The sequence below is a fragment of the Agromyces sp. P2_B3 genome, from assembly GCF_056404815.1.
Genome location: NZ_JBFUDH010000008.1, coordinates 26,622 through 50,349, shown reverse-complemented (window position 1 = coordinate 50,349; position 23,728 = coordinate 26,622). Strand labels below are relative to the sequence as shown.

Annotated in this window: 31 protein-coding genes; 13 read left to right on the top strand and 18 right to left on the bottom strand. The window is 69.7% G+C overall.

Annotated elements, in window-relative coordinates; genetic code table 11:
- Positions 1 to 17: 17 nt before the first annotated feature.
- Both AC1DZA_RS13290 and AC1DZA_RS13285 read left to right on the top strand, forming a co-directional pair.
- Positions 18 to 839: a C1 family peptidase gene (locus AC1DZA_RS13290; RefSeq protein ID WP_476773081.1), complete on the top strand. Its 822-nt coding sequence runs from the start codon at positions 18 to 20 to the stop codon at positions 837 to 839.
- A gap of 101 nt (positions 840 to 940) precedes the next feature.
- Entirely contained in the window at positions 941 to 1,582 is a 642-nt protein-coding gene (locus AC1DZA_RS13285) for an LON peptidase substrate-binding domain-containing protein (protein ID WP_476773080.1), read from the top strand.
- Positions 1,583 to 1,707: 125 nt separating this feature from the next.
- Here the strand turns inward: AC1DZA_RS13285 and AC1DZA_RS13280 are convergent, their stop codons facing one another.
- On the bottom strand, positions 1,708 to 2,907 hold the full coding sequence (locus AC1DZA_RS13280; protein ID WP_476773079.1) for an MFS transporter: 1,200 nt from the start codon (positions 2,905 to 2,907) through the stop codon (positions 1,708 to 1,710).
- A 32-nt stretch (positions 2,908 to 2,939) separates the two neighbouring features.
- Complete coding sequence (locus AC1DZA_RS13275) at positions 2,940 to 4,193, bottom strand: amidohydrolase family protein (protein WP_476773078.1); 1,254 nt, start codon at positions 4,191 to 4,193, stop codon at positions 2,940 to 2,942.
- Between the two features lie 99 nt (positions 4,194 to 4,292).
- On the opposite strand from AC1DZA_RS13275, the gene AC1DZA_RS13270 reads away from it, so the two are divergent.
- Positions 4,293 to 4,772 carry a MarR family winged helix-turn-helix transcriptional regulator gene (locus AC1DZA_RS13270; RefSeq protein ID WP_476773077.1) on the top strand — a complete coding sequence of 160 codons (480 nt, stop codon included), beginning with the start codon at positions 4,293 to 4,295 and terminating at the stop codon, positions 4,770 to 4,772.
- Positions 4,773 to 4,948: 176 nt separating this feature from the next.
- Positions 4,949 to 5,596, top strand: a complete 648-nt coding sequence (locus AC1DZA_RS13265) for a TMEM175 family protein (RefSeq protein WP_476773076.1) — start codon at positions 4,949 to 4,951, stop codon at positions 5,594 to 5,596.
- A 133-nt stretch (positions 5,597 to 5,729) separates the two neighbouring features.
- Here the strand turns inward: AC1DZA_RS13265 and AC1DZA_RS13260 are convergent, their stop codons facing one another.
- Positions 5,730 to 5,999, bottom strand: a complete 270-nt coding sequence (locus tag AC1DZA_RS13260) for a hypothetical protein (RefSeq protein ID WP_476760642.1) — start codon at positions 5,997 to 5,999, stop codon at positions 5,730 to 5,732.
- A 138-nt stretch (positions 6,000 to 6,137) separates the two neighbouring features.
- Between AC1DZA_RS13260 and AC1DZA_RS13255 the strand changes: the two genes are divergently transcribed.
- The 3 genes from AC1DZA_RS13255 (at position 6,138) to AC1DZA_RS13245 (ending at position 7,517) form a co-directional block, all read left to right on the top strand.
- Positions 6,138 to 6,494: a cupin domain-containing protein gene (locus AC1DZA_RS13255; protein ID WP_476773075.1), complete on the top strand. Its 357-nt coding sequence runs from the start codon at positions 6,138 to 6,140 to the stop codon at positions 6,492 to 6,494.
- 115 nt (positions 6,495 to 6,609) lie between these two features.
- Complete coding sequence (locus AC1DZA_RS13250) at positions 6,610 to 7,245, top strand: hypothetical protein (RefSeq protein ID WP_476773074.1); 636 nt, start codon at positions 6,610 to 6,612, stop codon at positions 7,243 to 7,245.
- A 44-nt stretch (positions 7,246 to 7,289) separates the two neighbouring features.
- Complete coding sequence (locus tag AC1DZA_RS13245; protein WP_476773073.1) at positions 7,290 to 7,517, top strand: RNA-binding S4 domain-containing protein; 228 nt, start codon at positions 7,290 to 7,292, stop codon at positions 7,515 to 7,517.
- A 75-nt stretch (positions 7,518 to 7,592) separates the two neighbouring features.
- On the opposite strand, the gene AC1DZA_RS13240 is transcribed toward AC1DZA_RS13245, so the two are convergent.
- Entirely contained in the window at positions 7,593 to 7,820 is a 228-nt protein-coding gene (locus AC1DZA_RS13240) for a DUF1232 domain-containing protein (protein ID WP_476773072.1), read from the bottom strand.
- Between the two features lie 105 nt (positions 7,821 to 7,925).
- On the opposite strand from AC1DZA_RS13240, the gene AC1DZA_RS13235 reads away from it, so the two are divergent.
- A complete protein-coding gene (locus AC1DZA_RS13235) occupies positions 7,926 to 8,174 on the top strand; it encodes an SHOCT domain-containing protein (RefSeq protein ID WP_476773071.1) in 249 nt (82 codons plus the stop codon).
- A gap of 121 nt (positions 8,175 to 8,295) precedes the next feature.
- Here the strand turns inward: AC1DZA_RS13235 and AC1DZA_RS13230 are convergent, their stop codons facing one another.
- A complete protein-coding gene (locus AC1DZA_RS13230; RefSeq protein WP_476773070.1) occupies positions 8,296 to 9,315 on the bottom strand; it encodes a hypothetical protein in 1,020 nt (339 codons plus the stop codon).
- 128 nt (positions 9,316 to 9,443) lie between these two features.
- Between AC1DZA_RS13230 and AC1DZA_RS13225 the strand changes: the two genes are divergently transcribed.
- The gene (locus AC1DZA_RS13225) at positions 9,444 to 10,085 is read left to right on the top strand and encodes a TetR/AcrR family transcriptional regulator (RefSeq protein WP_476773069.1); all 642 of its coding nucleotides are present in this window, start codon (positions 9,444 to 9,446) and stop codon (positions 10,083 to 10,085) included.
- 28 nt (positions 10,086 to 10,113) lie between these two features.
- On the opposite strand, the gene AC1DZA_RS13220 is transcribed toward AC1DZA_RS13225, so the two are convergent.
- From AC1DZA_RS13220 to AC1DZA_RS13210, 3 genes are all read right to left on the bottom strand, one after another.
- Positions 10,114 to 10,572, bottom strand: coding sequence for a P-loop nucleotide/nucleoside kinase family protein (locus AC1DZA_RS13220; RefSeq protein ID WP_476773154.1), 459 nt, complete (start codon positions 10,570 to 10,572; stop codon positions 10,114 to 10,116).
- A 113-nt stretch (positions 10,573 to 10,685) separates the two neighbouring features.
- Positions 10,686 to 11,357: a DUF4166 domain-containing protein gene (locus AC1DZA_RS13215; RefSeq protein ID WP_476773068.1), complete on the bottom strand. Its 672-nt coding sequence runs from the start codon at positions 11,355 to 11,357 to the stop codon at positions 10,686 to 10,688.
- A complete protein-coding gene (locus AC1DZA_RS13210) occupies positions 11,354 to 11,980 on the bottom strand; it encodes an SRPBCC family protein (RefSeq protein ID WP_476773067.1) in 627 nt (208 codons plus the stop codon). The genes AC1DZA_RS13215 and AC1DZA_RS13210 overlap by 4 nt, the downstream gene beginning before the upstream one ends.
- Positions 11,981 to 12,053: 73 nt before the next feature.
- Between AC1DZA_RS13210 and AC1DZA_RS13205 the strand changes: the two genes are divergently transcribed.
- Positions 12,054 to 12,656, top strand: coding sequence for a class I SAM-dependent methyltransferase (locus AC1DZA_RS13205; protein WP_476773066.1), 603 nt, complete (start codon positions 12,054 to 12,056; stop codon positions 12,654 to 12,656).
- A 6-nt stretch (positions 12,657 to 12,662) separates the two neighbouring features.
- Here the strand turns inward: AC1DZA_RS13205 and AC1DZA_RS13200 are convergent, their stop codons facing one another.
- From AC1DZA_RS13200 to AC1DZA_RS13190, 3 genes are all read right to left on the bottom strand, one after another.
- Positions 12,663 to 13,076: a nitroreductase/quinone reductase family protein gene (locus AC1DZA_RS13200; RefSeq protein WP_476773065.1), complete on the bottom strand. Its 414-nt coding sequence runs from the start codon at positions 13,074 to 13,076 to the stop codon at positions 12,663 to 12,665.
- Positions 13,077 to 13,164: 88 nt separating this feature from the next.
- Positions 13,165 to 13,650 carry a hypothetical protein gene (locus AC1DZA_RS13195; RefSeq protein WP_476760630.1) on the bottom strand — a complete coding sequence of 162 codons (486 nt, stop codon included), beginning with the start codon at positions 13,648 to 13,650 and terminating at the stop codon, positions 13,165 to 13,167.
- 45 nt (positions 13,651 to 13,695) lie between these two features.
- On the bottom strand, positions 13,696 to 13,941 hold the full coding sequence (locus AC1DZA_RS13190; protein WP_476773064.1) for a hypothetical protein: 246 nt from the start codon (positions 13,939 to 13,941) through the stop codon (positions 13,696 to 13,698).
- 103 nt (positions 13,942 to 14,044) lie between these two features.
- On the opposite strand from AC1DZA_RS13190, the gene AC1DZA_RS13185 reads away from it, so the two are divergent.
- Entirely contained in the window at positions 14,045 to 14,677 is a 633-nt protein-coding gene (locus AC1DZA_RS13185) for a TetR/AcrR family transcriptional regulator C-terminal domain-containing protein (RefSeq protein WP_476773063.1), read from the top strand.
- Between the two features lie 69 nt (positions 14,678 to 14,746).
- On the opposite strand, the gene AC1DZA_RS13180 is transcribed toward AC1DZA_RS13185, so the two are convergent.
- On the bottom strand, positions 14,747 to 15,967 hold the full coding sequence (locus tag AC1DZA_RS13180) for an amidohydrolase (RefSeq protein ID WP_476773062.1): 1,221 nt from the start codon (positions 15,965 to 15,967) through the stop codon (positions 14,747 to 14,749).
- 9 nt (positions 15,968 to 15,976) lie between these two features.
- Positions 15,977 to 16,330 (bottom strand): hypothetical protein, encoded by a 354-nt coding sequence (locus tag AC1DZA_RS13175; protein ID WP_476773061.1) that lies wholly within the window; start codon positions 16,328 to 16,330, stop codon positions 15,977 to 15,979.
- Positions 16,331 to 16,433: 103 nt separating this feature from the next.
- Here AC1DZA_RS13175 and AC1DZA_RS13170 point away from each other — a divergent pair, with 103 nt between their 5' ends.
- On the top strand, positions 16,434 to 17,387 hold the full coding sequence (locus AC1DZA_RS13170; RefSeq protein ID WP_476773060.1) for a patatin-like phospholipase family protein: 954 nt from the start codon (positions 16,434 to 16,436) through the stop codon (positions 17,385 to 17,387).
- 54 nt (positions 17,388 to 17,441) lie between these two features.
- On the opposite strand, the gene AC1DZA_RS13165 is transcribed toward AC1DZA_RS13170, so the two are convergent.
- Both AC1DZA_RS13165 and AC1DZA_RS13160 read right to left on the bottom strand, forming a co-directional pair.
- A complete protein-coding gene (locus AC1DZA_RS13165) occupies positions 17,442 to 18,308 on the bottom strand; it encodes a GyrI-like domain-containing protein (protein ID WP_476773059.1) in 867 nt (288 codons plus the stop codon).
- Between the two features lie 77 nt (positions 18,309 to 18,385).
- Positions 18,386 to 19,837 carry an FAD-dependent monooxygenase gene (locus AC1DZA_RS13160; protein WP_476773058.1) on the bottom strand — a complete coding sequence of 484 codons (1,452 nt, stop codon included), beginning with the start codon at positions 19,835 to 19,837 and terminating at the stop codon, positions 18,386 to 18,388.
- Between the two features lie 116 nt (positions 19,838 to 19,953).
- Here AC1DZA_RS13160 and AC1DZA_RS13155 point away from each other — a divergent pair, with 116 nt between their 5' ends.
- On the top strand, positions 19,954 to 20,493 hold the full coding sequence (locus AC1DZA_RS13155; protein ID WP_476773057.1) for a nucleoside/nucleotide kinase family protein: 540 nt from the start codon (positions 19,954 to 19,956) through the stop codon (positions 20,491 to 20,493).
- A 30-nt stretch (positions 20,494 to 20,523) separates the two neighbouring features.
- On the opposite strand, the gene AC1DZA_RS13150 is transcribed toward AC1DZA_RS13155, so the two are convergent.
- The 3 genes from AC1DZA_RS13150 to AC1DZA_RS13140 are packed head-to-tail and all read right to left on the bottom strand — an operon-like array spanning position 20,524 to position 23,704.
- Positions 20,524 to 21,408, bottom strand: a complete 885-nt coding sequence (locus AC1DZA_RS13150; RefSeq protein WP_476760621.1) for an ABC transporter permease — start codon at positions 21,406 to 21,408, stop codon at positions 20,524 to 20,526.
- Between the two features lie 4 nt (positions 21,409 to 21,412).
- Positions 21,413 to 22,399, bottom strand: coding sequence for an ABC transporter ATP-binding protein (locus tag AC1DZA_RS13145; RefSeq protein ID WP_476760620.1), 987 nt, complete (start codon positions 22,397 to 22,399; stop codon positions 21,413 to 21,415).
- 12 nt (positions 22,400 to 22,411) lie between these two features.
- Positions 22,412 to 23,704: a LolA family protein gene (locus AC1DZA_RS13140; protein WP_476760619.1), complete on the bottom strand. Its 1,293-nt coding sequence runs from the start codon at positions 23,702 to 23,704 to the stop codon at positions 22,412 to 22,414.
- Positions 23,705 to 23,728: the final 24 nt, after the last annotated feature.

Here is a 23,728-nt window from a genome sequence, read left to right as displayed (position 1 = left end):
CGACGAGGGAGTCTCCAATGGCCACGATCCACGACACGATGGACTACGGGTACGACCCCACCGTGCCGGAACCCGGCCCGGTGAGTGCGCCGCCAGCCGTGGGCGCATTGCCGCCCAGCGCAATGGTGAACGCCGCCTTCCTGCCGCCCGTGGGAAAACAGAACACGCCGAGTTGCTTCGTCTGGTCTTCAACGTATGGCCTCACCACGTTCGCCGCGGCGCAGGCAGGGCTGATCACCGATCCCCAATCCAGCGCGCAGCAAGCGAGTCCCTACTACACGTATGTCAAGATGCTCGGGCAGTCCTCCATCCCTGTCGACACGTGCACCGGCGGCCAGATCATCGCCTGCCTGAAATTCCTGAACAGCAATGGCGGCACACCGTCGATGCAGGCGGCTCCCGAGCCCCCGCCCGGTTCCAGCGCCTGCGACGCAGTCTGGACGGCCTACGGCACTGCGCAACTCTCTCCCGATACGAACTTCCAGCCGACCGCGTGGTCGAACGTCAGCGTGCTCGGCGAGACCGGGCTGAACAACATCCGCAACATCATCTCGCAGGGGTACGCGCTCGCCTATGGCACGCGGCTCTACACCGACTTCGCCAAGTACGACGGCACGCCCAACCCCTATGTCGGCAACGGCATCTTCGCGACGAAGCCAAACGACCAACTGGTCGGGCACTGCATGTTGATCATCGGCTATGACGACACGACGCAGGCGGTGCTGATCCAGAACAGCTTCGGTTCCGACTGGGGAAGCGACGGATATGTCTGGATGGCCTACCAGACGTTTCAGGCGCTCGCGCAAGGCACAGCCGTCTACATCACAGCGATTCGATAGCTCCGCGAACCGATCGCCGATCCGGCCCATGGGGTTGGATCCCGCCCGCAAGGGTCATGACAGCCGTGCTGAGAAGGGGTGCGGCTGATTGACTGGTGCCCATGGATGGCGTGGCGATGTTCCCGCTGGGCAGTGTGCTGTTCCCATACACACCGCTGGTGCTGAGGGTGTTCGAGCCGCGCTACCTCACCATGATGGGACATCTGCTCGACCAGGAAGACCCTGAATTCGGGGTGGTGCTCATCGAGCGCGGGCTCGAGGCCGGCGGTGGCGATGAGCGCGCCTCGATCGGCACGATGGCGCGCATCCTGCAAATCGAGGCGGACGCGGCGGACGTCTACGTGGTCGCGGTTGGCGGGGAGCGGATCTCAGTCAACAGCTGGCGCGAGGACGACCCGCACCCGGTGGCCGAGGTGTCCACGCTGGCCCCGCTCGTCTGGGACGACGCGCTCGCACCGCTCCACCGCGAAGCGGAACAGGTGGTGCGCCGCCTCGCTACCCTCGCCTCTGCGCTCGATGAGGCTCGATGGGATCCCGGGACGACCCTTTCCGACGATCCGGTGGAGTCCGCCTGGCAGCTCGCCGCGATCGCTCCGCTCGGCGAGTACGACCGATTCCGTCTGCTGAACTCGACCAGCCTCGGAGGACTTCTCCGCGGCATCATCGATCTTTGCCTCGAGGAGGAGCCCGTGCTCATCGCCCGCGCCGCCGATGCGCGCGACGAGGATGACGGCGCCCTCTAGGTTGAAGGCGAATCTGAGCGGACGGAGGCTGAGATCTCAGGTGCGGGTCAGGAAAGCGAGTTCGACGACCGAGACGTCGGTCAGGCGTCGTCCCACGAACTGGCGTGGGGGTTGCCGCCCATGCTTCAGCGATTGACGTCGGGTACGCCCGAGGCTGCGACCGGTTCGGCGTTGCGCACCGATCCCGCAAGTACCAGCGCCACCGCGGGAACGAGCAGGCAGGCGGCGATCGCCACCCGAAGGCCGGCCCACTCGGCGAGCGCTCCAACCAGCAACGGCGAGGCGAGGAGGCCCACTCGCATCACGGTCGCCGCGGCCGCCAGGCCTGCGCCGGTATCGAGGCCGGGAGCCCGGTCGGCGGCATCCATCGCGAGCGGGATCATTGGAGCGATCCCCAGGCCGAGGATCCCGAGTCCAACGGCGACGACCCACGTCTCGGGCGCGAAGGTAGCGGTGAGCAGTCCGACGAGGGCGGCCACCGAGCCGACCCGGAGTGTGCCGACAGATCCGATCCAGTCGACGAGTGCATCAGAGGTGAATCTGCCCAGCGTGAGAGCGCCCATCAAGGCGACGAAGGGGATCGCTGCTTCGGCGACGCTGGCGCCGGTTTCGGAGACCACGTAAACCCCACCCCATGTGGAACCGACGTCTTCGAGGAACCCGCCGATGGCGGCTATGGCGCACGCGGCGATGAGCATCGCACTGAACCGACTTCTCCGATGAGACGGCGACCGCGTCTGCGACGACGGCGCCGTGGGCAGGCGCACAAGCGGGAGCGCACAGACACTGCCGATGACGATGATCGCTCCCATGGCCGGCAGATGGATCTCGATGGGCAACGCATACCGGAGCGCACCCGCTCCGAGGAGGGCGCCGGCGATCGCCCCGGCACTCCAGGCCCCATGCAGGCCGTTGATGATGGATCGGCCCATCAGTCGCTGTATCGCAAGCCCGTGCGCGTTGTTCCCGACGTCGCCTGTTGCATCCGCGAAGCCGATGACGAACAACACCGCGCCGAGAATCATCGGCCCGCTCGTGAAGCCGGCCACCGTGAGCAAGACGCCGAGCAGCACGGAAGACGTCACAGCAACTGGTACGGCACCCAGGCGTGCGACCAGCCGACCCGCGATGATGCTCCCGACTATCGAACCCAGCGGGCCGCACGCCACCATCAAGCCGAACGTCAATTCGGTGAGGTCGAACCGGTCTTTCAACTCCGGATACCGGGTCACGATCGTCGCGAACACCAACGCGTTCGCGACGAAGAGCATCGCGACGCCGAAACGCGCGGCGGACACGCGTGCAAGGACCGCCGGCGAGTTCATTCTCGGCAGTTTACTGACCGGCCTCCCGCGCCTCAGGCTGCCGGCTGACGGATGCCGCGACGCCAGACGTCGCGGACGTTCAACGTGTCGCTGATCGTGGTGGTGGGATCGCCGTCGACCAGGAGGAGGTCGGCGCGCTGGCCCACGGAGATCGTGCCCCGATCGGTGAGACCGAAACGACGAGCCGTCACCGCCGTGGCAGCGCTGAGCGCCGTCGTCGGGGCCAGCCCGGCATCGACGAAGTACTGCAGCTCCTGATGCACGCTCGCGCCGTGCGCGAGACCACCGAGGAAGGGCAGCGGCTGGGACACGTCGGTGCCGATGAGGAGGTCGACTCCGGCGGCCTCCAGAGCACGAACGGTGGCCAGAACGTCTTCGAGCCGACCCTGCGGGTAGTGGTTGAAGCTGCTGCGCAGGGTCGCGTCCCACTCCGGGGAGAGCTTGCCGGCGACCCGGGGGTCGTCCGCGAGCGCCGAGCCGGTGATGCCCATCATCGAGGCGTCGAGCACCACGCAGGCGATGACGAAGGCGCCCGACTGTGCGATGGCCTCGACGATCTCGGGCGTGTGCGGACGGTCCATGAACAGGTGCGCCAGGCCGTCGATGCCCGCCTCGATGCTCATCCGGGTGGCCTCGATGGTGAGCGCGTGGGCGACCGTCAGCATGCCGAGTCTGTGGGCTTCGGCGACCCCGGCGTTCAGCGTCGCCTGGTCGAGCATCGGCAGGCCGGGATGTCCCTCCACGCTGCCGTCGTCGACCATGAACTTGATGTAGTCCGAGCCGGCCCGGGCGAGCTGACCGACGACGTCGACTGCCTCCTCGGGCGTGGTGACCTTCGCGCGCACGATGGGGTCGACGCGTTCAGGAGCGCCGGGACGGCCACCGGGGCCCCCACGGCCACCGCCTCGCTGGGGGTTGAAGTCCTTGGGGAACAGCTCCTCGGGGTGCCCGCCGGGAGGTGTGAGACCGAATCCGGCGGAACGCACGTCGGCGAGGGTGTCATCCTGAGTGATGTGCGTGCGGTCCCGGGCAGTGTTCGCTCCCTGCATCTCGAGCTCCGTCGTCACGCCGAACTGCAATGCCAAACGCAGCCCTGCGGGATCAGTGTGCACGTGGGCGTCGATGAGACCGGGCAGCAGAGTCGCGCCGGGCGCCTCGACCACCTGTGCGTCTGCGGGTGTCTGGTCACCGATGGCCTCGATGAGCCCGTCAGTGATGACCACCGTCTTCGGGCCGAGGATCTCGGTGCCGTCGAAGACCCGACCGGCGACAATTGCAGTACGCATACGACTTCTTCCATCCATCCACGAGAGAGCACCGGGCGGCGGCCTCATCTACGTGTAGAATAGCACATATGTGCATAATGCACATACCTAGGAGGTCCGATGACGAGCCATGACGACGCTGCTGCGACCAACCCCACCGACGACGAACTGCTCGAGTCCATCGGGACGGCCTTCTCGAGATTGCGGCGGCGCACGAGCAGCGTGCCGATCGACGCACCCGTGGCTCGAACCGACGTGCGCCGCGACCTCTTGCTCGCGATCGTGGAGGAGTCGGACGGACTGCTGAGCGTCAACGCGGTGGCGGCCGCAATGGGAATGGAACGAACCGCAGTCAGTCGCCTGGCAGCGTCGTGCGTCACCGACGGGCTGGTCAAACGCGTGGCCTCCCAGACCGACGGGCGCAGCATCACCCTGCGTCTCACGTCCCGCGGGCGTGAGGTGCTCGCGAACTCCCGGCAGCAGCAGCGCCGCGCCTTCGAATACATCACCAAGGACTGGGACGACGACGAACGGCTGGAGTTCGCCCGACTGCTCCACAAGTACGTCGCCGCCGCGAGCCGCGAAACGTCCGAGGAGTAGCGCCGGGCGGGGCGCACTGTACTCCCGTCGTCGATGGCTGTGAAGGCCCTCCAGGCCTCGATCGGACGTGCCTAAGGTAGGCGGCATTCCGACCCGAGGGCGCTTCTCGGCGGGATCCACGAGACCGCATGCGAAACCAGGGAAGTACGGCAACCCGTTCGGACACGAGCCGCGCGGTGGCGTTCAGCGACGCGATCATCGCGATCGTCATCACGCTCCTCGTGCTCGATCTCAGGCCGCCTGACTCCGAGCCAGGTGGCTTGCTGGCCGCCCTGCTGGGAGAGTGGCCGACGTATCTGGCGTATGCCGCCTCGTACATCTATCTGGCCGTGATCTGGTTGAACCACAAGGCCGCCTTCGCTCGCATCCAGGAGATGGACCGCGGCCTGCAGTGGGCGAATCTGGGGATCCTCGCGACACTCGCGCTGGTGCCCTGGCCGACGGCGGTCATCGCCGAGACCGCCAGGACTGGCAACCTGGCGGACGAGCGCGTCGCGGTCGGGCTCTACGCGATCATCGGGGCGCTGCTGTGCCTGTCATGGCTGGTGTTCTTCTCCCACTTGGCGCGGCATCCCGACCTCACCAAGGAAGAGGTGGATGACTCATACTTCGCGCGTGAGCGCCCCCGGGCCGTCGTCGGGGTGGTGCTGTACCTGGCAGCGGGAACGGCGGGGGTCCTCATCAACCCGCTGGTGGCGTCGGTGATCTTCCTCCTCCTGCCCGCCTTCTACGGCCTCACCAGCCACGGGATCGACCAGGGGCCCGCCATTCTCCGTGGCGCCGCCCGCGACCACGACAGCGACAACTCGCCGAAGGGCGGCTGAACAGCGGCCGACCCAGTGGATGAACGGTCGCCGTCGTCGTCCTACGGAGTAGTCACGACGTTGTCAACGCCCGTCAGCCTCGACGGGTGATGACCTCGGTTGCCGGCTTGACGCGAGCGCGTGCACGAGAGACCTACCAGATCGTGCCCCCGCCGACCGAGATGCCGGCCCAGGTGAGCGCGATGAAGATCGCGGCGAACACGACCGGCGCGATGCCCTTGCCGTCGCGTGCGAGGCCCTTGAAGAGGGCGATCACGGCGAGGACCGCAGCGATGATCGAGAGGCCGCCGCCGACGATCAGGCCGATGAAGAGGGGGATGGGCATGAGCACGAGGCCCGCGAGCGCGCACCAGAAGGCGGCCCATGCAGTGGGATTGGAGCGGCGTTCGACAGAGGAAGACATACTTCATTATTTCGTGTCCACACGCTGCAGCCCGCGAGACCCGCGCTACCGGTGCTCTGAGCATCAGCGAGTGCATCGACGCGGAGAGAGTCGATCGCATCTCTCGGGCGTCGAAGGGCGATCTGAGAGACTCGAACAATGGGCAGCTCGGTCGACATCACCAACGTCGAACATTACGTCTGGGGCGGTGCGTCCGATGGTTGGCGACTGCTTGACCGTCCCGGCTTGTCGGTCATCGAGGAGCGCGTGCCTCCCGGTGCAGGTGAGGAGTGGCACGTGCATGACGCTGCCATGCAGTTCTTCTACCTCCTCGAGGGTGTAGCGCAGATGCAGACTGCCGAGGGCAATGTAGAGCTGGGGCCCGGCAAGGGCGTCGAGATACCCCAGGGGCTGGCGCACCGGTTCTTCAATCCGGGTGCCAGTGACGCTCGTTTCCTCGTGATCAGCACCCCGAACACGCGAGGAGACCGTCGGCCCGCCGACGCTGTCGTGTGAGCCTTCGCGCTGCGTCTGGATTCGAGGTGTTCTCGACCGGGAATTCCGTCTCGCGAGGCACGATGAGAGGACCGGATCGGGCTTCGCTCCGGGCACCGAGCCACAGGGAGACTGCGTGACCGATGCACTGACCGAGCGGCGTCAGGCAGGCCGCCGTCCGGGCCCGCTCGCGACGGTCGCCATCACGCTGTTGATCCTCGGGGTGGGTTTCGCGGTCTTCGGATTCACCCCCGCGTTGCTCGCGACCCTGTACGTGGGGATGACGGCCGCGTACGTCGCGATCCCGTACACCGTCGTGGCGGTCGTCGCGCGTGAGGTGAGCGCATGGCGGAGTCGGCACGATGACAAACCCCGCCCAGCCGGCGAACCCGAGCTCGGCGAGCATGCCATGCGCTTCGGCATGTTCCGGCAGCGTGCGTCGCTGACGACGTCGGTCGCCATGCTGGCAGCTCTCGTGGTGTTCGTCGCGGCCCTGGTCGGCGGCTGGAGCGATCAACCCGGCTCGGCTCCCGGCCTACTGGGAGAGAGGGGCCTGCTCGCCTTCGGCGCTTTCGCCGTGGTCTCCGGAGTACTGGCCATCGTGGTCAACGTGCCCTCGATCTACTCGCGGCTGGTGGTCGGGTCCGAGCGGCGGGCCATTCGACAACGCCTAGGTGCGTGGAAACTGATCCTCGCGAACACGATCCTCACGACGGCATCCTGGATCGCGTACTGCGGCTTCGCCGTCTACTTCCTCACCCAGTCGATGTAGCGGCACGGCGCGCTCCGTTCGCCTCCCCCGACTAGCATTCTGGGATGACGAACCCGATCCCCATCGAGGACGTCCCGATCGGCGATGAAGTCATTCGCCTCGGGCAGTTCCTGAAGCTCGCCGGACTCCTCGACTCCGGGGGAAACGTGAAGGTCGCCATCGCCGAGGGGAACGTGGCCGTCAACGGCGAGGTCGACCGCCGACGCGGGCGACAGTTGCAGCTCGGCGACATCGTGAGCTTCGACGGACGTCGGGTACGCGTCTGTTCGTGAGGGCATCGAGACGAACGGCGACAGGGGCCACCGTGCAGAATCGATGATCGATCGTCGCGGAACCGCTTCTCCCGGTCACGCCCGTCCGAGGCTGTCCTGCCAGCGCCGCTGTTCACGCATGAAGAGCACGGCGAAGATCGTCCAGATACCGATGTCGTCAGCGAATCCCAGCGGGCCGAGCACGAGTTCGGGGATCAGGTCGATCGGCACGATCGCGTAGGCAACGGCGGCGATGCCGGCGACCCACGTCGTCGGCGCCAAGCGGTGCTCGTGATGCTTGATCGCCGTGAGGAACTTCCGCATACCTCCAGTGTGCGCCTAAATACCGGCGTGCGCGATAACCATTCGGGCACGACACCGCTACACGCCAGTGATGCCGCCGGTGGCCGGCGCCGGTAGCCTGCGCCTATGGGTTACGGATTCGCGGGCTGGCATGTCCTCATCATCTTGGCCGTACTGCTGGTCGTCGCGGCGGTCTTGGCGGCCGTGATCGTCGTCGCCGTCGTCGCGAGCAGGCGCATTGCCGCACCTTCGCAGCCGGGCATGCCCGCGCCGGCGTCAGCACGGCTTGCAGAGCTGGAGCAACTGCGGGTGAACAGGCAGATCACCGAAGAGGAGTACGCGGCGAAGCGCGCTGAGATCCTCGGTCAGCTCTGACCGCCGGGAGCCTCCTACACCCCATGTGAGTTCCGCTCGGGGGTCCGCACTGCGGCTCGAGGGCGGACACCAAAGCAGCCCGCCCCTCCGAAGCGGGGCGAGCTGCTGGGTGTGCGGTGGCTCAGAGAGCCTTGCCGTTGACGAATACCGTGATGGCGCCGGACGTGGTCACCGCGCCAGAGGTCACGCTTCCGTATGCCGGTTCGCCGTCGGTGACGACGCCATCGCTGATTTCGCCGTCGACGGTATTGGCGTTCAGCGTGGCGAGAACCGTGACATCGTCGCTCACGGTGACGGCCCCCTCGGTGACGACGTCCTGGACACTGCCGGGGACGATGTTCTTGTTGCCCTCGACGCAGAGGTCGGGATTGGCGTTCGGGTCGGACTCGAACTCGGCGTCCCAGGTGGTGGGTCCGAAGTTGAAGTCGCCGGACCACACGTACGGCTGGAACTCGTACGCCGAGAAGGAGTACGCCCCGAACGAGTAGGCGCCGAACGAGTAGGCGCCGAACGACGCAGGGCCGTAGGCGGGCTCGCCGCTGTCCGCGACGAACTTCGGGTCGCCGGTGGCGAAGCCCTTCAGGGTGAACCCGGTGATCTGGTTGCGCGAACGCGCGTCGTAGGCGACGGTGGCGGAGACCTTGCCGGTCACATCGCCGGTCCGCGTGCCCTCGCGGGTGCCAGTCGCCGTGCCGGTGCGCACCCCATCACGGGTGCCCATCGCAGTGCCGACACGCTCCGCGGTGCGGTCGCCGGCGCGGGTGCCGGTGCGGACCTGCTGAATGTTGTTGCCGTTCGTCTTGACGCAGGAGAGCGTCTGGGTCATCACCTGCGTGGCGCTCTGCTTGCCGAGTTCCACGCCGTACTGGACTGCCGACTGGGTGGCGGACTGCGTGCCCGACTGGGTGACGACCTGCGTGAGGGCCTGAGTCGCATCCTGGGACGTCGTGAACGTCAGCGAGCCGGCGTTGGACTGCATCTGCGCGTTGTTGTAGCCGAGCGCGGTCTGCACGTCGCCCTTGCCGATGAAGCCGGTGCCGGTGCCGTCGACTGCGACGGCGGCATTCGCCGAGGAGGCGAAACCGAGGGGGGTGAGGATCGCGGCCGCGGCCACGACGCCGCCGATGATGAGCTTGCGCATGCTGGATGGTGCCTTTCGATGGGCGCGAAGCCAGCTCTCGTACGTACCGCTCAGCATCGCGCAGGTAAGTTATTGACGATATGCTAACAGCGTTGTTGACGTTTTGTCAATTGTTCTATGCTGGGAGCATGAAGCGCCCGCCCTCGTACACTCGCCTGAGCCCCACCGAGCGGCGCGACCAGATCCTCGACGCCGCGAACACGCTGTTCGCCGAACGCGGCTATGAGCGGGTCTCGATCGAGGACGTCGCGACTTCCGCCGGTGTGACACGCGGACTCGTCCATCACTACTTCGGCGGTCGCAAGGAGGTGTACCTCGCGCTCCTGGAACGGATCGGCGCCGGGCGTGAGGAACAACTGCGACCACCCGTCGGTCGAACCACTCGGGCGCGAGTGGAGGACTCGGTCTCGCGGTGGCTGGAATGGACCCAGGAGAACCGAGCGATCTACCTCGGCACGATCGCACCCGGCGAGGACATCGCCGACCCCGACGTGCGGCGCGCGGTCGCCGAATTGGTGCGGCGCGCCGTCGCACTGGTTGCGACATTCCACGCGGACATCGCCGAAGACTCGCCACGCCTGCGCTACGCGCTCGAATGCTGGACCGGCTTGAACCGTTCCGCGACCCGCCGCTGGCTGCGCGGCGAGGCCACTCGCGAGACGACCCAGGAGCTCCTCACCTCGACCCTCGAGCACGTGCTCCGCACGTTCGGAGCGCCGCAATCGCCAGACGACCGAACATCCGCATCCACACCAGCCCAACGTCGATGACGCCGAGGCGCGGGACAGTCGCGATCGGTTATTGCGCCTGGGCGGCGCCCACGATGGTCAGCGGACCTTCATCGGCAGTCGGTGGCTCGAAGTGGTCGAAGTACTCGGCCGCGACGTCTGCGGGAAGCGCATAGTCGTCGGCATGCTCATGACCGCGTGCTGCCATGCGTTCGAGTGCGACTGCTCGCGGCGTCGCGATGTACATCGTCTCGGGCACCACGCCGAGCGGGCGAAGCAAGTCCCGATACGCCAGACGGGCACGCTTGGACCAGAACGAGAAGTCGAGAACCACGTCTGCGCCGGCCGCAACGAGCGCGATGAGGCGAGTGCGGAGTTCCTGCTCGATCACTTCGTGCACGTCGGCCGGGAGGGGCATCGTGCGGATGCCCCGCTGCCACGCTTCCCTGTCGAACGAGAGGCGCACCATGCCCTGCGCCTCAAGCCGCCTGGCGACGGTCGACTTCCCGGAACCCGCTGGCCCGCACATGAGAACGACTCTGGTCACCACTCAGACCATAGCCGCTGACCGGTTGTACGCGGAGACCTACTCGTCCGCCCGCCACGGCTGACCAGGTGCCGCGTTTCGCCGCTCGAAGCGCCTCAGGTGCGCAGCTCGTGCCGCACCGGCTTCAACCGAGCGGGAGCATCCGCCACCGGCATCCATTCGCAGGTGAAGCTGCCGTGGTAGCCGAACAGGAAGCCGAAGCGGTCGTTGCGCACCTCGAGGGCGACATGGAACCGCTCGTCGGCGTCGTCATATCGCTCGCGCAACGTCGCCCGACCACTGAGGAGCATCGGGAACCGGAAGCCCACGACGCCCTCGTAGAACCGCTGCGCACCCGAGGTGAGGAGGAGCCCTCCGTCGGCGTCGACCTCGAGGTCGAGGTCGACGGCCAGGTGCTGGTGCGTGCCGAGGTAGTCGACGATCCGATCGCCGACGAGGATCATCGTCGCGTTGAACCGCCGCCGCCGTCCGCCGACGACGTACTCGCGTACGAACGTGACGGTCTCGCGGCCGAACGGGTCGACGTAGGGGTAGTTCTCGATCGTGAACGGGACGTCGGTCCCGACATCCGGCACCAGGATGTTGCGAAGCCGCCCGACCTGCAGGAACGGAACCGTCCACCACGGCCCGCGCCGGATCTCGGTCATGACGCCGCGGCCGACGCACGCCTCACCGCGCGCCAGTCCCACGCCGAACCGGCGCTGCATCATCGGATGCAGCCGCGCGAACTGCTGAGCACCGAGCGCCTGCTCGAACATCGACATCATCGAGTCACCCCCGGGTCGGGCAGTTGCGCGAGGGTCGCCGGCGCCGAGCTCAAGTGGTCGGCATGTCGGCGCCCTCCTCGGGGTGCACGCCGGCACCTCGACGCCCTCGGCCGATCCGGGCGCCAGAACCAGGCGACGCTCGCCAGCGGCCAGCGCTCGGGTGGGCGGCCGTACTCGAGCCAGATCCGGAGCCGATCGAAGCTCCAGGCCGTCGCCCACCCGAGCAACGGCCTGACGAGCACGTCGAGTGGTCCCCAGCCGGCCTCGTAGTCGTACCCGGTGATGAAGCGGATGCCGCCGGGCACCGGCTCGTACCGCCAGTACCCGCGACCCGAACGGATCGGTGACCATCGATCCCGAGTCGAGAAGCGCAGCGCCGACGTGCGGATGCCGCCGGGGCGGGACACCTCGCCGAGGCTCACGCCCGTGCCGCGGACCGTGTGGAACCACGTTCGGCGCGCGTACTCGAAGCGCGCGGCACCGCCGTCCGTGACGCCGGTCGGTGCGATCTCAGAGAACCGGATGTCCCAGCGGACGTGCTGCGACGGACCCTGCGTCGCCGTCCACACCGCATCCACGTCTGCCGAGATGACGGTCTCGACGTAGATGCTGCGGGAAGGCACGACTCGACAGTAGACGAGGATCGGCCGCTGCCTTCGACCGGTCGGGCAACGGCCGCCTCCTAGACTCCGTCGTGTGAACAACCAGGTCGGCGAGGCGTACTCGGGGCGGGCAGCGGAGTACACCGACCTGTTCGGGTCGATGGATGCCGTGCATCCATCGGATCGACTGCTCGTCTCGACCTGGGCGCACGATGTGGAGGGTCCCCTGATCGACGCCGGCTGCGGCCCGGGCCAGTGGACCGACTTCCTCACCAGACTCGGCCATGAGGCCCGCGGCGTGGATCAGGTGCCCGAATTCATCGCCCGTGCCCGGAGCGAATACCCAGGGGTGCCGTTCGAAGTCGGCGACGTCGACGACCTCGACTGCGAATCGGGAACGGTCGGCGGCATCCTGGCCTGGTACTCCCTCATCCACCGTGAACCCGACGCGATACGCATCCCGCTGACGGAGTTCCATCGCGCACTCCGCCTCGGAGGGACCCTGCTCATCGGGTTCTTCGAGGGCCCGGTGGTCGAGCGGTTCGATCACGCCGTCATCCCGGCGTACCGCTGGCCGGTGGACGACCTCGGCGAAGTCCTCGACGCCGTCGGGTTCGACGTCGTTGAATCGCACGTCAGGAAGACCGACGGCCAGCGGTCGCAGGCGGCGATCATCGCCCGGCGAGCCGGGCGCTGAAGGCGCTCAGTTCTCGCGAGGCGTGAGCTGCAGGACCGGGATGCGACGATCGGTCTTCGTCAGGTACTCGCCGAACTGGGGCTCCTCGTCGGCGATGGCGCTGTACGCGTCATGCCACTCGTCGCCCGTGATCTCGGTCGCCGTCACCGGCACCGTCACGACCTCCCCGTCGACGAGCGCCTCGATGTCGAACGACGGGTTCGCGCGCAGGTTGTGGTACCAGGCCGGGTTCTCGGGTGTGCCACCCTTCGACGCCACCACCCGCCAGCCGTCTTCGTTGCGGAAGCCGACCACCGGGTTCAGGCGCGTCTCGCCGGACTTGGCCCCGATGGAGTGCAGGACGATGAGCTTGGGACCCCAGTAGTTCTCGGTGCCCTTGCTGCTGCGGAACGTTTCTATGACGTCGTCATTCCAACCCATACGAGCGTCAACGTGGGCACCGCCCGGAATCTTCCGACACCGCGAAGATCTGCGGCCGCCGACCCGCTGGCCTCACCGCGGCGCCCGCTCACGGGGTGATCGTGCCGGTGAAGACCTCTCGACCCGAGTCGGGGTCCTCGCTGTCGAACACGGCCACCATGGATCCGCCTCCGTGCAGGCCGTCGAAGAGGCCGGTTCCGCTCACGACCATCCAGGCGGCGCCTTGGACCAGGCTGCGTTGGGTCGGTGCGTATTGCACCGTCAGCGTGCCCTCCGCGCAGCTGAACGTCGTGGTGATCGTCGGGCCCTGGCTCGAGCCGCTGCTCGCTCCCCCGGAGCAGAAGGCCGACTCGCCGATGAGCAACTCACCGAGGACTTCGCCCGTGTGTCGTCTCGCGTCGGTGACCCTCGTCTCGATGAGGATCGCGTCGCCGGTCATCGGCACGAGGGTCGCGGCCGGCGAGACCGGCGTCGCAGTCGCGGCATCCGACCGGCCACCGCCGTCGCTCTCTGCACAGGCCGAGAGGCCGATCACCGCGATCGTCACGACCAGCACGAGCCCGGCCTTGGTCATGGCCTGATTCTGTCCCACTCTGAGGGCGACGGCGAGAGCCTGCGGCTACACCTCCTGGCCGAAGAACGCCGCGATCCGCCGCTGCCACGCCACGAGCACGCGCGGGGGGCGGGCCGACGCGTGGTTCCGCCTGCGGACGGACGGGCGGCGCCGCGCACTCGAGTCCTGCGCCGTGCGCGAGTGATGCGTGGTGCCGTGGTGGCCGGACGGCCGGTCCTCATGGCCCGAGACGCCCGGGATGCGGTGCGTTGCCTCGTGCAGTGTGTCGACGAGCGAGCCCTTGTCAGTCATGGTTGCCTCTTCCTCTCGCGATCTCTCTCAGTGATCGTGCGCACTCTATCACCGATAGGGAGACGCCTCAATCGTTGATAGAGTGGCCGCGGAGGTGGGGCGGGTGGCGCTGGATCGACGGCAGATCGTCACGGAGGCCCTGGCGCTGCTCGACGCCGACGGCCTCGACGGCGTGACGCTGCGCAGGCTCGCGGCCCGGCTCGGGGTGCAGCAGCCGACGCTCTACTGGCACCTGCCGAACAAGGCGTCCCTCATCACGGCGATCGCCGATGCCATCCTCGAAGCCGAGTTCCCCGAGATGCTGCCGCCGAAGCCCGACGAACCGTGGCAGGGGTGGCTGGTCGGACTCGCCGAGCGGTTGCGTCGTGCGCTCCTCGCGCATCCCGACGGCGCCCGGATCATCTCCACGTCGCAGGCCTCCCTGCGGATGGCCGCCATCTCCGAGCTCGCGATCAGCTCCCTGGTCGCCCGCGAGGTTCCACTGCGACAGGCCCGGCTGATCGTGCTGACCGTCGAGCACTTCACCGTCGGCCATGTCCTCGAGGAGCAGACCCGTCCTCCGTCCACGGACCCCGCGCAGGACTTCGACCTCGAGGCCTTCACGAACGCCTACCCGACCGTGGTCGCCGGGATCGGCGAGTACTTCCAAGGCGGCCGGACTCCCGACGACCTCTTCGGCGATTGCCTCAGCGTGATCATCGAGGGCGCCACGGCGACGGCCGGTCCGACCACCTGAAGACGCCGGCGGGGCATCCGCCGAGGGCATCGAGCGGATGCCGCGTGCGCCTGTCGCCGACGGGCGCGTTCAGGCCCTGCCGAGCCACTCCCGGGCTGCCGCGACCAGGGCGACCACACCTGCCTCCAGGGTCGGATCGATGAGCGGCGCGAAGTACGGCGAGTGGTTCGACGGGATGTCGTCTGGCATGCGCCCGGTCGCGAGCGCATCGCCGAAGAGCGAGGGGTCGGCTCCGCCGAGGAACCAGTAGACGAGCGGCACGCCCGCCGCCGATGCGAGGATGCCCACGTCCTCACTCCCCGAGACGACACCGGGATCGATGACCCGATCGTCGCCGAGCGCGGCGCGCAGGGCGGCGGCCGTGCGCTCGGTCGCGGCCGGTTCGTTGACCGTGAGCGGGAACCGCTCGTCGAAGACGATCTCGGGCTCGCGGGGTGCACCGGATGCCGCGGCCTCCGCCTTCACGATGCGCTCGATCGAGGCCAGCACCTTCGTTCGCACGTGCTCGTCGAAGCTGCGCACGCTGAGCCCGAGCGTCGCCTCTGCAGGGATGATGTTGTGCTTCGTGCCGGCGTGGAGCTGGCCGACCGTGACCACCGCGGCATCCGTCGCAGCGAGCTCTCGGGCGACGATGCCCTGCAGTCGCATCGTGGTCGCGGCGGCGAGGTACACGGGGTCGACCGTCGTCTCGGGCCGGGAGCCGTGGCCGCCGGCTCCGTGCAGGTGCACCGTGAGCGAATCGGCTGCGGCCATCGCGACGCCCGCGTGCACGGCGGCGAAGCCGGCGGGGAAGGGCGCGACATGCTGGCCGAGCACCACATCGGGCGTGGGCACGCGACCGTACAGGTCGTCGTCGACCATCGCCTGCGCGCCGCCGCCCCACTCCTCCGCGGGCTGGAACAGGACGACCAGCGTGCCCGTCCACGAGTTGCGATCGGCGACGAGGCGTTCGCTCGCGCCGAGCAGGCACGTGACGTGCACGTCGTGGCCGCACGCGTGCATGACCGGCACGTCGTGGCCGTCGGGGTCGGTGCCGCGCGCGGTGCTCGCGTAGGGCAGCCCGGTCGCCTCGAGCACGGGGAGACCGTCCATGTCGGCGCGGAGCAGCACGGTCGGTCCTTCACCGTTCTCGAGCACGCCCACGACGCCGGTGCGGCCGACGCCGGTGGTCACGTCGAACCCGAATCGGCCGAGCGCCTCGGCGACGATGCCGGCCGTGCGGTGCTCCTGGAACGACAGCTCGGGATTGGCGTGCAGGTCGCGATAGACGGCGTCGAGGTCGAGGCTCATGCCGTCAGCCTATGTCCAGCCGTTCGCCTCGGACGGCGACTCCCGGTCAGCGCCGGCCGTCGCATCGAGCGCGGCGAGGAGGTATGCGTTCCGGCGTCGGATGAGCCGGCGGAGGTAGGGGACGAGCACGAGGCGTTCCGCGAGCCGACCGAAGATCGGCGACGCGATCGTCAGTGTGTCGACCATGACGGTGGCCGCGGCATCCGGAGCGAAGGAATGCTCGTGGCGGAAGGAGCGGAACGGACCGCGCACCTGGCGCCGCGGCCGTCGAGTGAAGCCGAGCGAGGACGAGCCGAGCCGAACCGAACCGAGCCGTGCTAGCGTTCTGGCAATCGTGACCGACCAGCTGGAGGTGAGACCCATGAACGCAGTATCCGTAATGGGTGCTCCCCCGCAGTCCACGATGCCGCGACGGAGGTAGTCGCAACCGGGAGCGCCGACAGGCACATCGCGAAAGGCGACTCCCATGCACACCACACCTCCTTCGAACCTCACACCTCCCTCGACGTCACCCGACGACTCGACGAGCTCGCCCACTCGCGCGCTGGTGCTCGCCGGCGCCGGAGCGGCCGGCAACGCCTGGCAACTCGGCCTCATCGCGGGCCTGTGCGAGGCCGGCGTCGATCTCACCGAGGCCGAGCTCATCATCGGCACGTCGGCGGGCTCGACCGTCGCCGCCCAGATCACCAGCGGCCTGCGGCCGGCCGAGCTGTACGCCGCCATCCTCGCCGAGCCGCCGCAGCCGCCGCGGGCACCGGCCGACACCCCTGCGTCGGGCGCGGGGCGCCCAGGGCAGCTCTCCGGACCGGGCTACATGAACTGGTCCGACGAGATCATCGCTGCGTCCACGGATGCCGCGGACATGCGTCGCCGGATGGGCGCCGCCGCGCTCGAGCGCGACACCTCCGGCGGGGCATCCGGTGCCCGCTGGCGCGACATCGTCGCGGCCCGGCTCCCGCGCCACGAGTGGCCGGAGCAGGCGGTGCTGATCCCGGCGCTGGACGCGCAGACCGGGGAACCGGTGGTGTTCGACCGCCACTCGGGCATCGACCTGGTCGACGCGGTCGCCGCGAGCACCTCCGCGATGACGCCCTACCCGATCGGCGAGCGCCGATACCTGAACGGCGGCTATCGACGCAGCTCCAACGCCGACCTCGCGGCCGGTTCGGCCCGGGTGCTCGTGCTGGAGCCGTTCGGCGGCAGGTCGCGGACGCCGCTGGAGTGGGGCATGGATCTCGCCACCCAGGTGGGCGAGCTGCGTGCCGGGGGCAGCGAGGTCGAGACGGTCTTCCCGGATGCCGGGGCGGGCGACGTGTTCAACGCCAACGCGTTGGACCCGTCGACCCGCCTCCCCGCCGCGCGCGGTGGCTACGCCCAGGGCCGGGCGCTCGCCGACCAGCTCACCGTGTTCTGGCGCTGAGTACTCGGCAGCCCGGCGTGGCGCAGCGCCGGGCCACCGCATCACGGCGGAACGCTAGGCCCGTTCCACTGGCAGCCACAGCTCGCAGGTCGCCGTGCTGAAATCGGCGGCACGGTCGCGGATGGCCACCATCGAGGGTCCCGGCCGCAACCGCCACGGGTTGGAGGGGAACCAGTCCGTGGCGGTCGCGGCCCACGTGGCCTGGAGGGCCGCCGGATAGGGACCCGACGTGCGGAACACGGCCCAGGTGCCGGCAGGCACCTCGATCGCGTCGAGGTCGTCGGGGCCGGGCGTCGTCGCGGTGATCGCGACCCCGTGCAGGTAGGTCAGCTCGGTGCCCTCCGCGTAGTCGGGATCCACGTCGGCGCTCACCTGGAGCAGCCCGGCAGGCTCGGTGTCGCCGAGCTCCTTGAGGCGAGCGTGCTCGGTGGCGGGGAGCGACGCGATGTGCGCCTGGATGTGCGGATTGACGCCGTGGTGGATGAGCGGCACACGGGCCGAGTGGCCGACGAGCCGGAACGCCGGTCGTTCGGCGATGCTGGTGTCCATCGTGGTGTTCCCTTCTACGGTCAGGCGGAACCTGAGCTGCGGTTGCGTGCGAAGGGGGCCACCGTTCCGGCGCACGTCGCCGGGACCGACGCCGTGGACCGACCGGAAGGCTCGGTTGAATGCCTCGGTGGAGCCGTAGCCGTACCGCACTGCGATCCCCAGCAGGTCGCCGTCGCCGAGCACGTCGGCCGCGGCGACGGCCATGCGGCGCCGTCGGATGTACTCCGACACCGGCATGCCCGCGAGCGACGAGAACATCCTCCGGAGGTGGTACTCGGTCGTTCCGAGTCCGGCCGCCAGGCCGGCGATGTCGATCTCCTCGGTGAGGTGGTCCTCGATGAACTCGACGAGCCGGTTGAGCTCTGCGATCACGGCGTCCCCCTTCAACATCCACCCTGCTCGTCGGCGAGAGCGCGCACCCGACAATCCCGGTCCGATGCGATCGCGGCTCACTCCTGCCCGAACCAGCGGGTGAGCGCGGCGGCGAGCGGCTCGCCCGCTCCCTCGTCCACCCAGGCCACGTGACCGTCGGGCCGCACGAGCACCGCCGACGGCGGCGGCACCTCCCCGAGCACCGGCAGTTCCCACGCTCCGGAGGACCGCACGTCCAAGGCGCGCATCCGGTCGGACCACGGCCCGACGTCGATCCGGCCCGGCTCGGCGAAGTTCAGCAGGACGGGCTCGCCCCGGTGCAGCAGCTCGAAGACCCGGGTGGGCCCCGCCGTCGTCTCGAGGTCGAGGTCGGGCATCCGTCGTCCGAGCAGCGGATGCCCCTCGCCGAGGTCGTACGCGACGTCGAGGCCGTGGATGCGCGCGGCGACCTCGTCGCGGGCGGGCGTCGTCGCCATCACGTCGCCGAGGATGCCGTTCAGCGCCGCGGTGCGCGGGTCGTTGCGCTGCAGCACCGTCTGCGCCATCGACAGGTCGAGGGCGCGCGCCCCGGCCGGATGCCGCTCCGCGTGGTACGTGTCGAGCAGCGAATCGGGCACGGTGCCCGTCGCGACCCGGGCGAGCTTCCAGCCGAGGTTCACCGCGTCCTGGATGCCCAGGCCGATCCCCTGTCCGCCGGCGGGGTAGTGGATGTGCGCTGCGTCGCCGACGAGCAGCACCCGGCCGGCGCGATATGTCGCGGCCTGGCGCGTGGCATCCGTGAATCGTGAGATCCAGGTCGGGTCGTGCACCCCGAAGTCCGTGCCGTACACCGCGATGAGCGCGGCGCTGAGGTCGTCGAGCGTCGCCGCACCCGCCCCGCCCAGCTGCCGCTCGGTCGTGACCACCCGATACCTGCGCCCGTCCTCCATGAGGCTGAGCGCGTGGATGCCGAGTTCGTCCTGGACGAAGCCGGCCGGCGGCTCCTCGGTCACCTCCACCTCGGCGATGAGGTTGCTGCGCGTGGCATCCCAGCCCGGGAACTCGATGTCGGCCGCCTTGCGGATGACGCTGCGGCCGCCGTCGGCGCCCACGACGTACGCCGCCCGCCGGATTTCGCCGTCAGCGAACACGACCTCGACCCCGTCCTCGTCCTGCGTGAGGCCGGTCACCTCACGTCCGTGCTCGACGCGTACGCCGAGCTCCTCGATCCAGCCGGCGAGGATCGGCTCGATCTGGTTCTGGAAGAGCGCGAGGCCGTACGGATGCCGCGTGGGGAAGTCGCTGATGTCGAGCACGGAGGTGCCGAACCGTGCGGTCTGCGCCGTGCGTCCCGCCGCGAGGAACCGGTCGGCGATGCCGCGCTGGTCGAGGAGCTCGATCGTGCGCGAGTGGAACCCGCCCGCCCGCGATCCGGCGAGCTCCGCGCTCGTGCGGCGCTCCACGACGATCGGGACGACCCCCGCCAACGCCAGCTCACCCGCGAGCATCATGCCGGCCGGCCCGCTGCCGACCACGATCACCTCGACCATCGCCATCCCCTCCCCGCCGCCCCGGGTGATCAGCGTATTGCGCTCGCCCGACTTCCTGGGTGACGGTGTGGGATCCCGCCGGTGGCCGGCACCGAGGGCGGGCGTAGCCTTGATCCATGGCTGCTGAGCTGAGCGACGAGCGGCGCGCGCTGCTCGACTGGATCGCCCTCGAGTTCCTCCACAACTCGTGGGCCGGGCGACGGCTCGTCGCCGTCGAGGGTGCCACCGACGGGCCTGCGGCCCGCTTCGCGGACGACCTCGCCGACGTGCTCCGCGAACGCGGGCAGACCGTGCTGCGCCGATCGCTCGGCGACGTCGACGAGGCGACGCTTCGGCGCGACACCGTCGAGCCGTTCCGGGCGGGCACGCTGCCCGGGGCGGAGGGCGAGGCGGGCGCCGAGACGGTGCTCGTCGTCGACGGCCGCCGCCTGCTCAATGACGCGGTGCGCGGCATCTGGCACTTCACCGCGTGGACCCTCGCCGGCGACGAGCTGCCGAAGACCAACGTCAACGTGAACGTCGACGTCACCGACGAGGCCACCCCGAAGCGGTACTTCTACGACTACTGCGCGATCCCGCCGAGCTTCGGCGAGCGCCGGGCCTCGACCACGGCGCCGGCGCCTGCACCGACCTCCGCCACGCCCGACGGGCGCTAACTGAACGGATGCCGCAGCACTAGGCATCCGTCACGACAGGATGTCCTTGGTGAGGAACCGGCCGGCGGCGAGCGCGCCGAACACGATCACGTAGCCCGCCTGCAGCACGGCGTTGTCGACGAACGAGTCCCACACGGGCGGGTCGCGCAGCAGGTCGCCGAAGCCGAGCCAGTACTCGGTGAAGAGCCACGGATGCAGCCAGTCGAGCTGCGGCAGCGCGCCCATGATCTGCGCCGCGACCGCGAGGATCGCCGTCGCGGCCATCGCGCCGACGGGCACGGTCGTGAGCGTGGAGAGGAACACGCCGATCGCCGACATCCCGAGCAGTGACACCGTGACGTAGGCCGCGATGGCGAGGAAGCGCAGCAGGCCCTCGCCGACGCTCACCGTCGTGCCCGAGAGCAGCGTCACGGGGCCGATGGGGAAGAGCACCCAGCCCACGATCGTGCCGACGACGACCACCGTGAGCGCCGCGGCCGCGCAGAAGACGGCGGCCACGAGGTACTTCACGACGAGCAGGCGGATGCGTCCGGCGGGCGCGATGAGCAGGTAGCGGAGGGTGCCGTGGCTGGCCTCGCCGGCGATCGCGTCGCCCGCCACCACGCCGATCGTGAGCGGGAGGAAGAGCGGGGTCGCCACGATGACGGCGACCATGCCCACGAAGAGCCCGTTCTCGGTGACCTGCCCGAGGAACGCCGGACCACGCCCTGCCGGGGCGTCACCCGCGACCCGGATCGCGACGCCGATGAGCACCGGGATGAGCGCGAGCGCGCCGAGCAGCGCCCAGGTGCGCCGGCGCCGGAACAGCGTGAGCAGCTCGGAGCCGAAGAGGCCGATCGATCCGCCGGGGCGCGCCGTCGCCGTCGCGGCCGGCGCAGCCGGCTCCGCCTCGCGCTCGACCGCCCCTGCCGGCACCGCCTCACTGGACAACGTCGAACCCCTCGCCCGTGAGCTCGACGAACCGCTGCTCGAGGCTCGCGTGCACGGTCTCGAAGCCGCGCACCCGCACGCCGGCCTCAACGAGGGCCGCCACGACGGTCTCGGGCGCCACGGTGCCGAGACGGGCCGAGACCTCGTCGGCGTTCCCGTCGAGGCGAGCGCCGCGGCCCTCGCCCTCGCCGCGCTCGCCGCCCCCATCGCGGAGTCCGAGCCCGAGCCCGAGCCGGGCCAGCACCTCGCGCGCCGGCCCGACGTCGGGCGTGCGCACGAGCACCTGGGTCTCGCCCTCGTCGCGGAACGCGTCGAGCGTGCCCTGCGCCACCAGCCGCCCGGCACTCATCACGCCGACGTGCGAGCACACCTGCTCGACCTCGGCGAGCAGGTGGCTCGACACGAACACCGTCGTGCCGTCGTCGGCGAGCCCTCGGATGAGCGAGCGCACCTCGCGCGTGCCCTGCGGGTCGAGCCCGTTGGTGGGCTCGTCGAGCACGAGCAGCTCGCGGCGCATGAGCAGCGCGTTCGCGATGCCGAGTCGCTGCTTCATGCCGAGCGAGTAGGCGTGCACCTTCTTCCGGGCGGCGTGCGAGAGCCCGACCCGGTAGAGCGCGTCGGCCACGCGGGCCGCGCGGGTGCGGCGCGGCGCGCGCCGATCGGCGGCGTCGAAGCGGCGCAGGTTCGCCTCACCCGAGAGGTACGGCGAGAACGCCGGCCCCTCCACGAGGGCGCCCACGCGCGGCAGCACCGAGTCGACGTGCTTCGGCATGTCGGCGCCGAGCACCCGGGCGTCGCCGGCCGTCGCCGCGACGAGACCCAGCAGCATCCGGATCGTGGTGGTCTTGCCCGAGCCGTTCGGGCCGAGGAATCCGAAGACCGCGCCCTCGGGCACCGCGAGGTCGAGGCCGTCGACGGCGAGCTGCGAGCGGAAGCGCTTGGTGAGGCCGTGCGTCTCGATCGCCAGTGCCGTCACGCGCGGCGCCCGTCAGCGACCGCTCGCGGCGGCGTCGATCAGGCGTTCGGGCGTCACCGCGCCGACGAGCACGCGTCCGTCGTCGGCGAAGAGCACCGACACGAGCGAGGTGCTCAGGATGCGTCCGCCCTCGACGGGCTCGGTGAGCGCGTCGAGCATTCCGGATGCCTCGCCGAGGCCGCCGCTCGCGGCATCCGCATCACCGGAGCCGGCCGGACCGCCCGCGGCATCCGCTGCGCCCATGCCCGCCGGAAGCACGAGCACCGACGACCAGCCCTCGCCGAGGACCTGCGGCTGCGGCTCGGCGGACGACGCGTCGGCGCTGCCCTCGGCCTGGGCCTTCGCCTCGGCCTCGGCCTGCCACTGCTCGAGCTCGGCCGGCGTCGGCACGGCCACCTCGTGCTCGGTCACCGTGGTGCCCTCGGGCGGGGTGAACGCGAACACCGAGGCGTCCGGCGCCTCGAACGACACCTTCGTGAACGCGACGCTGAACGCGGGCTCGTCGGCGCCGCGAGCGGTGACGGATGCCGCGAGCGGCACGCCGTTCTGGCCGTCGACGGCCACCGACACCTCGCCGACGAGCGTGTCGTCGTCGCGCGGTTCGAGCACGAGCTCGTAGACCTCGCGGCCGGCGACCCGGGTGTCGGTGCCGACGGACACCTCGGTGGACTCGTCGAGCTTCGCGAGCACCTGGGCGAGCACCTCGTCGGGCGTCGGCAGCGGCGCGCCGAGCTCGGCCTCGAGCTCCTGCTGCCACTCGTCGGCGTGCGACGTCGCATCGGCCTTCAGGGCGTCGATCGCGGCGCGGTCGACGGTCACGTGGGTGGCGGCCTCCTCACGGGAGTCGTAGACCCAGGCGCCGTCCTCCGAGACGTAGACGTTGCGCTCTGCGAGCTGGTCGAGCACCTGCAGCCGGGCGCTCGAGCCGTCGAGGTACACGCGGGCCGAGTGCGTGCCGGTCGCGAGGTCGAGGAGGTCCTGCAGGTCGGTCGCCGACGCGCCGTCACCCCCACCGAAGCCGTTCTGCCCGGAGCTGTCGCCGCCGGCTCCACCCATTGCGCCGGTCAGCCCCGACAGGTCGGGCAGCCCGAGGTCGGAGGTCTGCTCGATCGTGCCCGACAGCGCCTCGACGTCGCTCGATGCGACGAGGTCGAGGAGCTCCTCGGGCGTGAGGTCGGGCAGGTCGACGGCGGCGTTCGCCTGCATCGGCACGAGCACGACGGCGGCGGCGATCGCGATGGGAGCGGCGATGGCGGGGATCCAGCGGCTGAGCCTGCGGGAGGCCCCGGTGTCACGGGGGCGCATGGATTCAGGCTACGCCTGCCCGCG